Origin of the sequence: Atopomonas sediminilitoris, from assembly GCF_022601735.1 — a bacterium.
Lineage (GTDB): Bacteria > Pseudomonadota > Gammaproteobacteria > Pseudomonadales > Pseudomonadaceae > Atopomonas > Atopomonas sediminilitoris.
In genome coordinates this window covers 55,862-71,085 of the sequence record NZ_JAKUMM010000002.1, presented here as the reverse complement: position 1 = coordinate 71,085, position 15,224 = coordinate 55,862, and the positions used below count along the sequence as shown (strand labels likewise).

The following is a 15,224-nucleotide window of genomic DNA, read 5'->3' as shown; positions in this document are numbered from 1 at the left end:
CGCGACCAACACGCCAACAACATGCGCAGGATCAACTTTACGTCTCATTCGACACACCACTGGTCGCGATTGCGCCGTTGCAAAATCAGCCCGCTGGTTATACTGCATGCAAAGAACTGACAAAAAAGGTCTGTGCGATGAGCGAGCCCCTAGCCATGAGTGACGGCGACGCCAACACCCCGCCCACGGTACCCAGCATTATCCAGCAGCTGATGGGTAAGCTGTCCTTACCCTACCAAATGGTCTTGGATAGCCCCGCGCTCGATCCGGCGCAGCGTGTGCAAGCCATGCTGCTGGACGATCAAGTCGGCGCACTGCTGGCATTATTCCCGCAAAGCCACCTGCTCGACTTAGCCGCGCTCAACGAGCTGACCGGACGCAAGCTCAACCCCGTGCGCCAAGAACGTCTCGATCGCATGCTCGGCAAGCACCAGCTCGATGGGCTGCCGGGGCTGCCGCCGCTGACCAGCTCCCCGTGCATTTATGAAGAAAGCCTGCTCACCCCGCCCACGGTGTTGATTGAATCGGGGCACAAGGGCGTGCTGCTGGAAATGCCGACCCCCAACTTTAAGAGCTTGCTGGTCAAAGCCAGCTCCGCGCGCTTTGCCGTGCCACTGAGCCAGGTGCAGCCCAACCTCGACCGCCCCGATGATGACCGCGAGGAAATCACCCAAGCGGTACAAAACTTTACCGCCCGGCGTATTCGCCAGCGCTTGGAAGAAACCCTAGAAATCCCACCGCTGCCGGAAACCGCGCAAAAAATCATCAAACTGCGCGTCGATCCTGACGCCACCGTCGAAGACATCACCGGCGTGGTGGAAACCGACCCCGCCCTCGCCGCTCAAGTGGTGAGCTGGGCCGCATCGCCCTACTACGCGGCACCGGGCAAAATCCGCTCGGTAGAAGATGCCATCGTGCGCGTGCTCGGCTTTGATCTGGTGATCAACCTCGCGCTGGGCTTGGCGCTGGGCAAAAGCCTCAGCCTGCCCAAAGACGGCCCACAAAAAGGCACCCCGTACTGGGATCAAGCGATTTACACCGCCGCAGTGATTGAAGGCCTGACCCGTGCCATTCCACGCCCGCAACGCCCCGAAGCCGGTTTAAGCTACTTGGCAGGCCTACTGCACAACTTTGGCTATCTGGTGTTGGCGCATGTGTTTCCGCCGCATTTCTCGCTGATCTGCCGGCACATGGAGGCCAATCCACACGTCAGCCACAACTACCTCGAACAGCACTTGCTCGGCATTACCCGCGAGCAAATGGGCGGCTGGCTGATGCGCTTTTGGGATATGCCGGAAGAAATCGCCACCGCACTGCGCTTCCAGCACGACCCCAGCTACCGTGGGCCGCACCATAACTACGCCAACTTGGTGTGCTTAGCCACGCGCCTACTGCGTCAACGCGGCGTCGGCGGCGAGTCGCAAGAAGAAATCCCCAGTGATCTTTACGCCGCCCTCGGCATCACCGCAGATCAGGCGCAACAAGCCGTCGGCAAGGTGATGGACGCCGAAGTCGCGCTGCGCGAGCTGATCAGTCAATTCCATCAGAGCGGTCAATAAGCCCCGTTAGAGTTCATTCGCTCATGCACATACCGGCCCTCATCATTATTGATATGCAGCAAGGCATGCTTGAAACATCTTCGGGTTCTCGCAACAACCCTGAGGCAGAGCAAGCAATCGCCGCAACACTTCAATCATGGCGAGAAGCAAATGCACCGATTGTTCATGTGCGTCATATCTCAAGAACGCCCGGCTCTCCGTTCTGGCCTGGACAGCCAGGTGTTGAGTTCCAAGATGAACTACGACCATTAAGCACTGAACATGTGGTCGAAAAAAACGTCCCAGACGCTTTCATTAACTCTGGGCTTGAGCGCTGGCTTCGAGTCAGAGACATCAAAACTGTTGCAATCGTAGGTGTCAGCACCAATAACTCTGTCGAAGCAACAGCGCGCACAGCCGGCAATCTTGGGTTTAAAACTTATGTGGCCGCTGATGCTACATTTGCATTCGCAAAAACCGACTACAACGGAGTTCTACGCAGCGCCGAAGACGTGCATGCCATGGCATTAGCAAATCTTCATGGTGAGTACGCAACAGTAGTCACAACCACCGAGTTACGAAATGCCCTCTAACAAGTGGTTCAAGTCGTTCGCTTCGCTCACCGGGACGGGCTAAAACCCACCCTTTAACCAAACGTTAAGAGCACATCATGGATGATTGGGCCTATTGGCTGATGTTTTTCTCGGCGGCACTGGCGCTAAACCTGTCGCCGGGGCCGGATTTGCTGTTCATCTTGTCGCGCACGCTCGCCCACGACACTCGTGTTGGCCTGGCCAGCGCGGCAGGCGTTTGCTCCGGCGCGCTAGTGCATGTTTTGGCCGCCACACTGGGGTTATCGGCGCTACTGGCCAGCTCGAGCACCGCGTTTAACGCGGTCAAATACCTTGGCGCGGCCTACTTGCTGTATCTCGGCGTGCAAACCCTGTGCAGCGCCGGACAACACTTCACCCCACGTGCCGCCCTGGATACACCCCGAGGCGCTTGGCGCGCATACCGCGAAGGCATCTTGGTGGATGTGCTCAACCCTAAGGTAGCGATCTTCTTCATGGCGTTCTTGCCGCCATTTATTCGCCCAGAGCAAGGCAGCGCCACGCTGCAACTATTAACCCTAGGCTTACTGGTGATCGCCGTCGCCATGCTGGTGGAAGGCAGCTTTGTGCTGCTGGCTGGGCGTGCCAGTGCGTTTTTCCGCCAGCAGCCACGCGTCGCTGCGTGGCTGGATCGCTTGCTCGGTACTGTTTTGCTGGGCTTGGCGGCTAGGCTGGCACTTAGCGAGCCTGCGCCATAAGGCGAGCGCGGCGTTCAGCAAAAACGTGGCTTAAGCTTTCGCGCACGGTGAGCATTAATGCTTTTACCGGCGGCTGCTCGTACAGCTCAACGTAGGCTTGCAGCGTTTCGCTAGGGATTTTGCGGTAGGCGTAGAGCAAAAACACCGTGACTTGCTCACGGCTAAGTTCATCCAGCTTGCGCCCGTGCTCGGCAGTCTGACGGCTCAGCTCATCTTCACTCAGCACAGCCTCCTGTGAGAGCACGTTGAGCAAGGCTTGCGTCTTGCCCACTTCGTAGCGCAAACGGCTGGTCAAGGCGCTGGTCTGTGCCGCACGATCCAAGCGCTTCACCAGCTCGACGCGCGGGCCACGGGGCGGCTCCTTGGCCACTTTCGCACCATAAGTCGCCAAACCTAAGCTGCCCTCGGGGCCAGGGCCGGTGGCCAAGCGCTCTTGCTCAGTCATGATCAGCGCAATGGGGTTGTCCAGCAGCACGTTGACCTTAGCCAAGTCCTCATCACTTAAGGTCAAGGCCACATCGCGTTCCAGGCTGGCGCATAACTCATCGGCAGCAAAATTCGCCTGCAAAACGCTTTGGTATTGCTCGCTGAGGTTTTGCGGCAGACCTCGCACCATTAATGGCGCGGCTTGCTGGCAGAGCAGATTGACCCCAGCCAACTCAAACGAGCGGGAAACATCCGCCTGCGCAACAGTCGGCATTAAGCCAACCAACACAGCCAACAGCGAAACAAGCTTTGATACGCGCATGGGGGACTCCTCAACAACGGCGCGCCAAGCCTACCCAATCGCCTAGGTGTCGCCAAGCACAGCACGCACAAAAACCCGCATGGCGATGCCAATGCGGGTTCTTTTCGCGCCAGGAGAAAGGCTTTAAGCGGCCTTTTTCACCTTATCGGCTTTTTTCGGCATCAAATGCTTGGTTAAACCTTGGAACCACATAACCAAACCGGGATTGCCTTGAATCTGGATGTCTTTGTTCTGCACACCCTGCATAAAGGCCAACTGCTTGTTTTTGGCCGTCATGGTAGCGAAAGCATAAGCACCGTCGCGAAAGCCTAGGGCAAACGCCGGCTGCGGATGGGTGCCACGATGACTGCTGACCTGTTGGTTCTTCACCACAAAGTGGCGCGCCACTTTGCCGTCTAAGGTGTGCAACTGAAACACCATGTCTTGGCCTTCCAACTGCTTTTGAAACGCAGGGTTGGTTTTGCTCGCCTTGGCCATCATGCGACCCAGCATCCACAGTAGAAAACGAAATTTCATCAAGCTATTTCCAGTGCTGAGGGTGGCCGGCGATTGTATGGCAGCAAAAAACAAAAACGCCCAACCAAAGGTTGGGCGTTAGCGTAGCGCACCGATTAAACAACCGGCCGCCATCACAGCGGTTGAGTAAACCGTGATTAATTCACCGCATCCTTCAGGGCTTTGCCCGGCTTGAAGGCCACCGTGTTGCTGGCTTTGATTTGCACCGGCGCACCCGTCTGTGGGTTTTTGCCAGTACGTGCACCGCGATGGCGCTGTGCAAACGTGCCAAAACCCACCAGAGTCACGGCATCTTTGCGGTTAAGGGCGTTGGTGATTTCATCCAGCACCACGTTCAGTACGCGGTTCGCTTGATCTTTAGATAGGTCAGCCTTTTCGGCGATTGCAGCAGCAAGTTCCGGTTTACGCATAACAGCCTCGTTGACGGTTTTTTTGTTTTTGTTGCGCGCCAACTCTTCCTAGTCAGCGTCAGTCAGGCTTTCGCAGCGGCAGCTCACGAAAGAACGGTTTGAGGATGGCATGGGATCAGGCCGCGCGCCAGTGTTGTCCTACAGTTTGCGCGACCGATCACAAGGCAAATACGCCAAAACCTTGTTTATTTACGCCAACAGCGCTGGCAAGCCCTTGTTTAGCGCCATCCGCTCGCCGGTGCAGCCACCCGTCAGGTTGTAGCCCAACAACTGGCCTTGCTCGTCGTGACACAGCACCCGCAAGTCTGGCGCTTGGCCCTCAACCGTCCAGTTACCGGCTCGGCCAGCCGGTGGCGGTGCTACCACTAGCGGGCAGGCGGGGGTCTTCACAACCACCGGCATGGCGCCATAACTGACCGCCGTGGGCTCACCCGCCAAGGTCTTGGCCAGTGCGCGAGCGCAATTCATCAGCGGCATGACGTATTGCAGATTGAGGCCGTCGACCTCGGCGCAGTCACCCAGGGCATAAACATGCGCCAGCGAACATTGCAGCTGCCGATCAACCACCACACCACGAGCCACGGCCAGCCCCGCGTCAGCGGCAAGCTGCGTGCGCGGGCGCAGGCCAATCGCCGATACCACGGCATCACAGTTAATGACCTGCCCGTCTGACAACTGCGCGCACAACGCATCGCCATCACGCTTGAGCTGACTCACCACCGGCCCCAGATGGAACTGCACGCCCAAGTCGCTCAGCGCCTGCTGCACTGCGGCCGCGGCAGCTGGCTGAATCAAACCCGGCATCACGTGCTCACACGGCGCCACCACACTCACGCTTAAGCCGCCGCTGGTTAAGTCATTGGCAAACTCACAACCAATCAGGCCAGCACCCATCAACAGCACACGCTGCTTGCCCGCTACCGCTTGGCGAAAGCGGTCATAGTCTTCTAAGTCATTGATCGAGAACACCGCCTCGGCCGCGTCACCCGGAATATCCAGCTGGATCGGGTCTGCACCGAGCGCCAAGACTAAGTCTCGGTACACGAGGGCTTCGTTGCCCAACCACAGACGTTTAGCCTCAGGTTCGATCCGAGTCACACGGGTGTGCGTGCGCAGCTCGGCATTGAGCTGTTCCGCCATGGCGCCCACATCGGCCATCACCAACTCATCCGCCTGCTTATTCTTGGCAAAGCCGGTGGACAGCATCGGTTTAGAGTACGAACGACCATCGTCTGCGCTGATGATCAGAAGCGGCGTAGTGCTGTCGAGCTTGCGCCACTCGCGGGCAAGGTTATAACCGGCCAAACCGCTGCCAATGATGACTAGGGGGGCGCCACTCATAGCGTTTCTCCTCAGGTATTGCTGATGCGCTCAAGCACTAAAAAGGCGGCCTGCATAATTCGGCCGCCTTGTGCGGATCGAGTGAATTACGCGATCTCGATCATTTCAAAGTCGGCTTTACCCACTCCGCAATCAGGGCACACCCAGTCTTCTGGCACGTCGGCCCATTGGGTGCCGGCAGCGATGCCGTCTTCCGGCCAGCCTTGGGCTTCGTCATAAATCAGGCCACAGACCACGCATTGCCACTTACTCATTGCACTTACCTCGTGTTATTCAACAGCGCTGCACACGTCAGCTTTGGAAAATTGTCCTACAATTTTTTGTCTTAGATCAAGATTGCTGGGCGTGATACGCGCACAACCCGACCCAAGTTAGGCTCGTCGAGCCGGCTTCATGGTAACCTGCCGCGCGCTAGCCAGCGCTACCCGCTGCGCTCAACCCACTTCGGATTGCCCCGTGTCTCTGAGTAGCTGCCGCCCGTTAATCTGGCATTTGCCCAATCAATTGCACCCTGGCCCCACGCCCAGTGAGCGCGACTGGCTATTGGATCAGGGCTCGCTGACGCGCCGTTTACAGGCTTTAGCCGCTGGCGAGTTTCGCGTTGAGCCTTTGCAAGAAGGCTGGCAAAGCCTGCGCGCCGACGAAGCCCGCGCTTTGGGTGTAGCCACAGGCAGCCAAGGCTGGGTGCGCGAGGTGCTGCTACGTGGGCGCGAGCAACCGTGGGTGTTTGCCCGCAGCGTCGCCAGCCACGAGGCATTACGCGGCTCGGGTTTTGATTTGGCGCACTTGGGCAGCCGCTCATTGGGGGAGTTGCTATTCACCAGCCCGGCCTTCCAACGGGGTGCAATTGAGCTCGCCCATTACCCCAGCGCTTGGCTACCCAGCGCGGTGCGCACCGAGCAGCTGTGGGCCAGACGCTCGCGCTTTGATCGCGAACGCTTAAGCTTGCTGGTCTGCGAGGTGTTTCTACCCGCACTAAGCCGCCAGCTATAATCCGCCGCGCTGCCACAAGGATTTTTGCATCGTGTACGTCACCCTGCTCCAGCAATTCAATCGCCTGCACCCACGCGCCTACAGCTTTATCGAGCTGATGCGTCTTGAGCGCCCCATCGGCATTTACTTACTGCTGTGGCCGACCTTGTGGGCACTGTGGGTCGCCGCCGAAGGCATGCCCAGTAGCGCCAACTTAATTATTTTTATTGCCGGTGTCGTGGTGATGCGCTCGGCCGGCTGTGTGATTAACGATTACGCCGACCGCCACCTTGACGGGCATGTGGCGCGCACCCGCGAGCGCCCCTTAGCCAGTGGCCGCGTGCAACCCAAAGAAGCGCTGATCCTGTTTGCCGTGCTGATCGCTTTGGCCTTTGGCTTGGTGCTGTTCACCAATCTGCTGACCATCGGCTTGGCCTTTGGCGGCGCCTTGCTCGCCGCGCTGTACCCCTTTATGAAGCGCTACACCTTCTACCCACAAGTGGTGTTAGGCGCGGCCTTCTCATGGTCGATGCCGATGGCCTTTGCCGCTGAAAGCCAGTCGCTCACGCCGCAATTATGGCTACTGTATTTGGCCAACTTGCTGTGGACGGTGGCATACGACACCCAGTACGCCATGTGCGACCGCGAGGACGACCTTAAAGTCGGGATCAAGTCCACCGCCATTCTCTTTGGCGATGCTGATCGCCTAATGATTGGCCTGCTGCAAGGCATGGCCGCGCTGTGTTTAATTATCGTCGCCAGCCAGCTCAAGCTCGGCGGTTATTTCTACGCCGGCTTGGCGGGCATGCTGCTGACTTTCGCTTGGCAGCACTGGCTCATCCGCGACCGCCAACCCGCAGCCTGCCTGCGGGCTTTTCTCAACAACCACATCAGTGGCTTGTTGCTGTTTATCGGTCTCGTCGCCGATTACGCTCTCCGCGCCACTCAATAACCGGGCGGCGTCAGCGCCCACGGGTACCCTTGCTGAGCGCGCTGATGGCCTAACTGGTACAAGGCGCGCATATAGGTTTGGTCAAAATCCTCGCGGTGCTCGGCATTAAATTCCGGCGGAATAAACGCCAGCTTGAAGTTAAACCCGTCTCGCTGGGCCGTGAGATAAATGCGGTATAGATCGCCCACGCCTTGCGTTTGAATCAAGGACGATACCGCGCGTGCCGCGATGTCCATGGTGCGCCGCTCCACCTGCGCCCACTGCGCATCCAGCCGCGCATTACGGATCACGTACAAATTGCGCTCGCGCTGCACTTGGTTGGCTTGGCTCAGCTTGGCCACTTGCAGGCTCGGCGGATAGACAAACACCTGCGACATGGTGCCGCCATCCACGTGCATCTCTTGATAGTTTTTGCCGTCAGCTTCTACATCAATCATCACCGGTGGAAATGCCCCCGGTATTGCCGCCGATGCCAGCATGATCGAGCGAAATAGCTCTAGCGACTGCGGCGTGCCCGCGGCGGCGATTTTGCTCATATTCCACAGCACCGACTGGCGCGCATCCAAATCGGCCGTGGCCACAAACAACAAGCGCCCTTTGGCGTATTCGGCGGCAATGGCGGTCATCATCTCGGCGTTCACGGTTTTTTTAAGCTGCGCGTACAAGGGCGAGTTATCGGCCATGGCATCGCTGGTGACCGCTGCCCACAGTGAGCGTGGGGCGAGAATGTCTTTGGGCTCAACGTTGGTGTAGAGATTTTTCAGCGTGTCGTCATAGGCGCTGCCAAGAAACGCAAACGGGGCGATCAAGGCGCCCGTACTAACGCCCGTGACCAGCTTAAACTCGGGGCGATCACCGGCCTGACTCCAGCCATTGAGCAACCCGGCGGTAAAGGCACCGTCATCGCCGCCACCGGAAATCGCCAAGAAATTCACCGGCGGTAACGCTTTAACACCCTGCGTCATCAACCATTGTTGTTCCCGCTTAAACGACGCTAGCCCTTCCGCTTGCAGGCTTTTGTCGTCCAAACCCACGTGATAACGCACGCCTTCTAAGCCGGGAATACTGGCGGCCTGTGTCAGGTGCGTCGGCACTGCCTGATGACGCGGCAAGCTGCTACACGCGCCCAATAACAGCGCCAACGCGCCCACACACACCTGTTTAATCCGCTGCATAACCGCCTCGCCAATAGAGCGTTGCTGTCTTTATAGTCGTGATTGACGAATAACGCATGACAGCCAATGCGTCACATTACTGCAATAATTTGGTTATCTAATACCGGCAACTCAAAAAGCTAACCGACAGCGGAGCTGTACATGAACGGCAAATCCATTCTGATCGTCGATGATGAAGCGCCGATCCGCGAGATGATCGCCGTGGCCCTGGAAATGGCCGGCTATGAATGCCTTGAAGCGGAAAACGCCCAGCAAGCGCATAGCCTGATCGTCGATCGTCAACCCGACCTGGTCCTGCTCGACTGGATGCTGCCCGGCACCACCGGCATTGAATTAGCGCGCCGCTTAAAGCGCGACGAACTCACCGCCGAAGTGCCGATCATCATGCTCACCGCCAAAGGCGAAGAGGACAACAAGATTCAAGGTCTGGAAGTCGGCGCTGACGACTACATCACCAAGCCTTTCTCGCCGCGCGAATTGGTCGCACGCCTAAAAGCCGTGCTGCGCCGCGCCGCGCCACTGAATGAAGAAACGCCTTTGGAAGTCGGCGGCTTACTGCTCGACCCCGTCAGCCATCGCGTCACCATTGACGGCAGCGCCGCCGAGATGGGTCCGACCGAATACCGCTTACTGCAATTTTTTATGACCCACCAAGAGCGCGCCTACACCCGTAGCCAGCTGCTCGACCAAGTGTGGGGTGGCAACGTGTATGTGGAAGAGCGCACCGTTGACGTGCATATCCGCCGCCTGCGCAAAGCCTTAGGTGAAAGCTACGAGAATCTGGTGCAGACTGTTCGCGGAACTGGCTACCGCTTCTCAACCAAGGCCTGACTTTGTGCTGAAAAATGCTTGGCTATGGACGGCGCTGCAACGCTTAACAGGGCTGCTGACCTTAAGCCTACTCGGTGGCCTGATCACCGGTTACTACGGTGTGTGCTTTGCCTTAGGCTTTGCCGGCTACGCGTTGTGGATGCTGCGGCAAACCCTGCGCCTACACACCTGGTTAGAAGACCCTGACCAGCAAGAGCCACCTGACGCCTACGGCCTGTGGGGCTCGATCTTCGATCGTTTCTACCATCTGCAACGCCGCGAGCAACGCGTGCGTGGCCGCATGCAGGCAGTCATCGATCGCATCCAAGAATCCACCGCTGCCCTGCGTGACGCAGTAATCATGGTCGACGCCGAAGGCACTTTGGACTGGTGGAATGTCGCCGCCGAAACCCTGCTCGGCCTACGCACCCCGCAAGACAGCGGCCAACCGATCAGCAACCTGCTGCGCGACCCACGCTTTAAGGACTATTTCGACAAGCGCGATTACCGCGAGCCGTTGGAAATCCCATCGCCGATCAGCCTGCACACGCGCCTGCAAATCCACATCACCTTGTACGGCGCCGGCGATCGTTTGATCTTGGTGCGCGACATCACCCGCGTGCATCAGCTGGAACAAATGCGCAAAGACTTCGTCGCCAACGTCAGCCACGAATTACGCACCCCGCTCACGGTGATCACCGGTTATCTGGAAACCTTGTTGGACAACAGCGCCGAGCTCAACCCGCGCTGGCGGCGCGCCTTGCAGCAAATGCAGCAGCAAGGCGGGCGCATGCAGAATCTGCTCAATGATTTGCTGTTATTGGCGCGCCTCGAAACCACCGACTACCCCGCAGACAGTAAGCCCGTGGCGCTGGATTTACTTCTTCTTTCGATCCAACAAGACGCCATCGCCCTGTCTGGCGAGCAACACCACCGCATCAGCATCAATATCGACTCTCAGCTCAAGCTCAAAGGCAGCGAGGCCGAGTTGCGCAGTGCGTTCTCTAACTTAGTGTTCAATGCGGTCAAGTACACGCCTGCCGAAGGCAACGTGCAGCTGCGCGCTTGGCAGGACGCCGAAGGCACGCACATCAGCGTCAGCGACAGCGGTATCGGCATTGCGCCGCACCACATCCCGCGCTTGACCGAACGTTTCTATCGCGTGGATGCCAGCCGCAGCTCCGCCACCGGCGGCACCGGCCTTGGCCTGGCCATCGTCAAACACGTGCTGCTGCGCCACAAAGCCACGCTGAGTATCACCAGCGTTCTCGACCAAGGCAGCACCTTTACCTGCCACTTCCCCAATCCAAGTAACGGGCAAACCACTGGCACGCAGGCAAGCCTAGAAAGCAGCCACTAAGCCTTGGTTAAGCGCCAACACTATGGACATAAAAACGGCGGCCACCTAGCGGTGCCGCCGTTCTAACGAGCTGAGCCACAACGACTCAAGCCCTACCGATCAGTTCTGACGAATACCGGCGATCAGCCAAGGCGCGCTGTCACCTTCGCGCTCCATGCGCCAGGTTTCGCTGAAGGCTTCGCCTTGGTCAAAGCGCGAGGTCTTGCTGACACCGATAAAGGTCAGGCTGGCGACGGTGGTGTCGCCTTGCTGCTGCACGTCATCCAGCTGCGCTTGCAGGTTATCGATGTAGGTCGCTTGATAACCTTCGCCCAGCTCGGCGCGCTCATCACGCAGGTAGGCGAACAGCTGAGGGGTGACAAACTCCTCCACCTTGTCCATCTCGTTGGCGTCCCAGTGCTGCTGCAGGCTCATGAAGTGCTCGCGACCTGCGGCGACAAAGCGCGCCTCGTCAAACCACTCGGGCGCATTGAAGGCAGCTTGGGGCGCGGCACTGCCACCAAACAGCGCGTCGCTCGCCGGCTGACGCGCCATGCCCTGCGGCATGCCTTGGCCTGCGCCAGCCATGCTCGGTGCCTGACGGCGGCTAGCAAACAGCTTGAACAACAAGAAGGCGATACCGGCAAACAGCAAGATATCCATCAGTTGCAGCCCTTCAAAGCCGTCGCCAAACAGCATCGACGCCAGCAAACCGCCGGCAGCAATACCGGCCAGCGGGCCTAACCAGCGCGACGCACCGCTGGCCGCACCAGCGGCACGCGCGGGTGCAGCCGCCGCAGCCCCGGCAGGCGCGCTGCTTGGCGCGGCGTTGTCGGTACGGCGCATGGGCTGGCTAGTCGGGGCCTTGCCCCAGCTCTTACCGCCACCGAAGCGCTTAGCTTCAGCATCCAGACTCAGGGTCAGGCTTAGGCACAGAGCCAAACCTAAGGACAACAATTTTTGCATCGAAGAACTCTCCGTCGTTGATTGTGTGCATCCTGCCGCAGTCAATGGCCGCCGCCCAATGCAAAGCGTGAGTAAATGTTTCAGGGTGCCGTTTGCACCGCCAGTACGCAGATGTGTTCGGCGCTGGGGTAATGCCAGTGCACATCCACATCCCACAGGCGCATGCCGTAGCGGCGCGCAGGGTCGGGGGTTTGGTAGGCAGGTTTGGGGTCTTGCGCCAGACACTGCTCGATCAGCGTCAACAATGGCTGCCCTAAGCGCGCACCATGGTTGTGCGCGTCAGCCCGCGCCTGCGCCGTCCACTGCACGGGCAATAGTGTCGGTGGCGCACTGGCGATCTGGTTGAACGCACCGGGCACTTCATCGGCGTACGGCACATAGGGTTTGATATCCAACACCGGCGTGCCGTCGAGCAAGTCCACGCCGGACAACCACAGGCAGCCGGGCTCGACCTTATCTAAACGCACCACCGACTGCCCCAGCGGATTAGGCCGGTGGGTGGCGCGGCTAGCAAACACGCCGAGCTTTTGATTACCGCCGAGCCGTGGTGGTCGCACGCGGATATGCGCCGGCCCCGACGGGCACCGATGAAAGACAAATAACAGCCAAACGTGGCTGACTTGCTCCAGCCCCGCCACGGCTTCGGGCGCGTCATACGGCGGGGTGAGGATTAGCTGCGCGCGGGCATCGGGGGCTAATTGTGGCTGACGCGGAATGCCAAATTTCTCAGCAAAGCACGAACGCACATAGCCCACCGGGCTTAGGGTGTACGCTTCGCTCATCCCCAGCTCACACCCGCGTAACGTCCCGGCTTATGGTTGACCGCCGGGACTAAGTTGAGCGCCACGGCGCCAAGAATGGACAGCAGCACTTGCTGCCAATCGACGACGAACAGCGCCGACAGCACGATCAAGCAATCCACCCCCATCTGCACTTTGCCTGCGCTCCAGCCGAAGCGGTCCTGCAGGTACAGCACGAGAATATTCAAGCCACCGAGGCTGGCCTTATGGCGGAACAACAAAAGCATCCCCAAGCCGATCAGCAGGCCGCCAATCACCGCCGCGTAGATCGGGTTCAAGCTGTTGATGCTCAGCACGTGCGGCATCAGCTCGGTAAAGACTGATAACAAGCTAACGGCGGCGAAGGTTTTCAGGGTGAAGCCCCAGCCCATGCGCCGCCACGCCAAGTAATAAAACGGCAGATTGATGACAAAGAACGCCGTGCCGAAATTCACCGGCGCGGCGTACTGAATCAAAAAGGCGATGCCCGAAGTGCCCCCCGTTAATAAGCCCGCCGTGAGGTACAGGTGCACCCCCAAGGCGACCACTAAGGTGCCAATCAATAAGGCTTGGGCATCGTCGAACCAGTTATGACGCATCAGCAAACTCCTGTGCCCAATGGCTTAACGCAGCGGGCGCACAACGAACGCAGGCTGCCGGCAACTTTTACTGGCGGCGCGTTGTACCTCCGCCGAGCAAGCACGGTAATGCGCGGCGCTGCGGTCAAAACACACGCGCACTTCTTTCAGAAAGCGCCCGCCCTCGGAGCAAAAACTGGCTAACGCCTCGGCAGGCAGGTCCGCATTGGCGCGCTGAAAGGCCGCCGTCAGTGCCGCCGGTGAAATGCGCAGCGCTTGCGACGGCCGCTGAAACTCAGATGGAATCTGCACGCGTTGCTTAAGCGCCGCCGACAAGGCCAAGTAGCCCTGCGGCGTCAGCCCCGAACAGGTGCCGTGCTTGCGCCACTCGTGCACAAACAAGCGATCATTGGGATACAGGCCGGCGTATTGGCGCATCAGCGCCTTATCCATCCACGCCCCGTCGCAGTCGGCTGGCCAACCGCGCTCGTGCTGCGGCCACAGGCCATGCAACACAAAGCCGTAAGGGCGACTGCATTGCTGGCGATCACGCGTCGCATTGCCCGCGCAATAATCCGGCGACCATGACAGCGCCAGCAGATAGTAAGCAAAGTTAGCCGAGCTGCTGCCGGGGCCTACCGCCTGTGGCGTTGCGTCACACGCGGCCAGCAACAGCCCGAGCCAGCACAGCAGGGCTAGGCGCATATCAGAGTTTGATCAGCGCCTGCACGGCGGCGATGGTGCTGTCGAGCTGGGCGCGATCGGCGCAGCGCAGGTTGGCGTGCCCCACTTTACGGCCGGCTTTAAACGCCTTGCCGTAGTGATGCAGGTGACAACCCTCAATCGCAGTGACGGCGCTGACGTCCGGCACTTCGCCGATAAAGTTAAGCATCGCCGCCTCGCCCACCACGGCGGTGGAGCCCAGCGGTAAACCAGCGATGGCACGCAGGTGATTCTCAAACTGGCTGCACTCGGCGCCTTCAATCGTCCAGTGCCCCGAGTTGTGCACGCGCGGCGCGATCTCGTTGGCTTTCAAGCCGCCGTCGACCTCAAAGAACTCAAACGCCAGCACGCCAACGTAGTTGAGTTTGTCCAGCACGCGGCCGGCGTAGTCTTCGGCCAACGCTTGCAACGGGTGCTGCTTGCTGGCAATCGACAACTTGAGAATGCCGCCCTCGTGGGTGTTGTGCACCAGCGGGTAGCAGCGGGTTGCGCCGTCGCGGCCACGCACGGCAATCAACGACACTTCGCCGCTAAACGACACAAAGCCTTCCAGCAGGCAGGGCACGCTGCCGAGTTCGGCAAACGCACCGGCCACATCCGCCGCTTCGCGCAGGACTTTTTGCCCTTTACCGTCGTAGCCCAGCGTGCGGGTTTTCATCACCGCTGGCAGACCAATGCTGGCCACGGCGGCGTCCAGATCGGCTTGCGATTGGATATCAGCAAACGCCGGTGTGGGGATGCCTAAGTCTTTGAACATGGACTTTTCAAACCAGCGATCGCGGGCGATGCGCAAGGCTTCGGCACACGGATACACCGGCACAAACTGCGAGAGAAAAGCCACGGTCTCAGCCGGTACGCTTTCAAACTCAAAGGTCACCAGATCGACTTCATCGGCCAGTTGGCGCAGATGATCTTGGTCGCTGTAATCGGCCCGAATGTGCTCGCCGACCACCTGCGCGCAGGCATCTGGCGCGGGGTCAAGAAAGGCAAACTGCATGCCCAGCGGATAACCCGCCATCGCCATCATGCGGCCCAGCTGGCCACCACCGATTACACCGATCTTCATCT

18 protein-coding genes are annotated in these 15,224 nt (G+C 59.2%); 7 read left to right on the top strand and 11 right to left on the bottom strand.

Annotated elements, in window-relative coordinates; translation table 11 throughout:
* Window positions 1–137 precede the first annotated feature (137 nt).
* The 3 genes from MKI83_RS02780 to MKI83_RS02770 all read left to right on the top strand — a co-directional run bounded on the left by MKI83_RS02780 (window position 138) and on the right by MKI83_RS02770 (window position 2,847).
* Window positions 138–1,559, top strand: coding sequence for an aminoacyl-tRNA deacylase and HDOD domain-containing protein (locus tag MKI83_RS02780; RefSeq protein ID WP_370867336.1), 1,422 nt, complete (start codon window positions 138–140; stop codon window positions 1,557–1,559).
* A 23-nt stretch (window positions 1,560–1,582) separates the two neighbouring features.
* Window positions 1,583–2,131 (top strand): cysteine hydrolase family protein, encoded by a 549-nt coding sequence (locus MKI83_RS02775; RefSeq protein ID WP_241583226.1) that lies wholly within the window; start codon window positions 1,583–1,585, stop codon window positions 2,129–2,131.
* Between the two features lie 77 nt (window positions 2,132–2,208).
* A complete protein-coding gene (locus MKI83_RS02770) occupies window positions 2,209–2,847 on the top strand; it encodes a LysE family translocator (protein WP_241583224.1) in 639 nt (212 codons plus the stop codon).
* Here the strand turns inward: MKI83_RS02770 and MKI83_RS02765 are convergent.
* From MKI83_RS02765 to MKI83_RS02745, 5 genes are all read right to left on the bottom strand, one after another.
* On the bottom strand, window positions 2,828–3,595 hold the full coding sequence (locus MKI83_RS02765) for a hypothetical protein (protein ID WP_241583222.1): 768 nt from the start codon (window positions 3,593–3,595) through the stop codon (window positions 2,828–2,830). The two genes, MKI83_RS02770 and MKI83_RS02765, sit on opposite strands and share 20 nt — an antisense overlap.
* A gap of 123 nt (window positions 3,596–3,718) precedes the next feature.
* On the bottom strand, window positions 3,719–4,111 hold the full coding sequence (locus MKI83_RS02760) for a helicase (RefSeq protein ID WP_241583220.1): 393 nt from the start codon (window positions 4,109–4,111) through the stop codon (window positions 3,719–3,721).
* A gap of 137 nt (window positions 4,112–4,248) precedes the next feature.
* Window positions 4,249–4,521 (bottom strand): HU family DNA-binding protein, encoded by a 273-nt coding sequence (locus MKI83_RS02755; RefSeq protein ID WP_241583218.1) that lies wholly within the window; start codon window positions 4,519–4,521, stop codon window positions 4,249–4,251.
* A 189-nt stretch (window positions 4,522–4,710) separates the two neighbouring features.
* On the bottom strand, window positions 4,711–5,862 hold the full coding sequence (locus MKI83_RS02750; RefSeq protein WP_241583216.1) for an NAD(P)/FAD-dependent oxidoreductase: 1,152 nt from the start codon (window positions 5,860–5,862) through the stop codon (window positions 4,711–4,713).
* An 86-nt stretch (window positions 5,863–5,948) separates the two neighbouring features.
* On the bottom strand, window positions 5,949–6,116 hold the full coding sequence (locus MKI83_RS02745) for a rubredoxin (RefSeq protein ID WP_241583214.1): 168 nt from the start codon (window positions 6,114–6,116) through the stop codon (window positions 5,949–5,951).
* 208 nt (window positions 6,117–6,324) lie between these two features.
* Between MKI83_RS02745 and MKI83_RS02740 the strand changes: the two genes are divergently transcribed.
* Window positions 6,325–6,855: a chorismate--pyruvate lyase family protein gene (locus tag MKI83_RS02740; protein WP_241583668.1), complete on the top strand. Its 531-nt coding sequence runs from the start codon at window positions 6,325–6,327 to the stop codon at window positions 6,853–6,855.
* Window positions 6,856–6,886: 31 nt separating this feature from the next.
* On the top strand, window positions 6,887–7,786 hold the full coding sequence (gene ubiA, locus MKI83_RS02735) for a 4-hydroxybenzoate octaprenyltransferase (RefSeq protein WP_241583212.1): 900 nt from the start codon (window positions 6,887–6,889) through the stop codon (window positions 7,784–7,786).
* Here ubiA and MKI83_RS02730 read toward each other — a convergent pair.
* Entirely contained in the window at window positions 7,780–8,961 is a 1,182-nt protein-coding gene (locus MKI83_RS02730; protein ID WP_241583211.1) for a patatin-like phospholipase family protein, read from the bottom strand. The genes ubiA and MKI83_RS02730 overlap by 7 nt on opposite strands.
* Before the next feature lie 141 nt (window positions 8,962–9,102).
* Here MKI83_RS02730 and phoB point away from each other — a divergent pair, with 141 nt between their 5' ends.
* Together phoB and phoR are read left to right on the top strand one after the other, a co-directional pair.
* A complete protein-coding gene (gene phoB, locus MKI83_RS02725; protein WP_241583210.1) occupies window positions 9,103–9,792 on the top strand; it encodes a phosphate regulon transcriptional regulator PhoB in 690 nt (229 codons plus the stop codon).
* A 7-nt stretch (window positions 9,793–9,799) separates the two neighbouring features.
* Window positions 9,800–11,131, top strand: coding sequence for a phosphate regulon sensor histidine kinase PhoR (gene phoR / locus MKI83_RS02720; protein ID WP_241583667.1), 1,332 nt, complete (start codon window positions 9,800–9,802; stop codon window positions 11,129–11,131).
* A gap of 99 nt (window positions 11,132–11,230) precedes the next feature.
* Here phoR and MKI83_RS02715 read toward each other — a convergent pair whose 3' ends face one another.
* The 5 genes from MKI83_RS02715 to MKI83_RS02695 all read right to left on the bottom strand — a co-directional run bounded on the left by MKI83_RS02715 (window position 11,231) and on the right by MKI83_RS02695 (window position 15,222).
* Window positions 11,231–12,076 (bottom strand): Tim44 domain-containing protein, encoded by an 846-nt coding sequence (locus MKI83_RS02715; RefSeq protein WP_241583209.1) that lies wholly within the window; start codon window positions 12,074–12,076, stop codon window positions 11,231–11,233.
* Window positions 12,077–12,156: 80 nt separating this feature from the next.
* Window positions 12,157–12,858, bottom strand: coding sequence for a tRNA (N6-threonylcarbamoyladenosine(37)-N6)-methyltransferase TrmO (gene tsaA / locus MKI83_RS02710; protein WP_241583208.1), 702 nt, complete (start codon window positions 12,856–12,858; stop codon window positions 12,157–12,159).
* The gene (locus MKI83_RS02705; protein ID WP_241583207.1) at window positions 12,855–13,454 is read right to left on the bottom strand and encodes a YitT family protein; all 600 of its coding nucleotides are present in this window, start codon (window positions 13,452–13,454) and stop codon (window positions 12,855–12,857) included. The genes tsaA and MKI83_RS02705 overlap by 4 nt, the downstream gene beginning before the upstream one ends.
* A 24-nt stretch (window positions 13,455–13,478) precedes the next feature.
* Window positions 13,479–14,138 (bottom strand): ribonuclease T2 family protein, encoded by a 660-nt coding sequence (locus tag MKI83_RS02700; RefSeq protein ID WP_241583206.1) that lies wholly within the window; start codon window positions 14,136–14,138, stop codon window positions 13,479–13,481.
* Window position 14,139: 1 nt separating this feature from the next.
* Entirely contained in the window at window positions 14,140–15,222 is a 1,083-nt protein-coding gene (locus MKI83_RS02695) for a 5-(carboxyamino)imidazole ribonucleotide synthase (protein WP_241583204.1), read from the bottom strand.
* Window positions 15,223–15,224 lie beyond the last annotated feature (2 nt).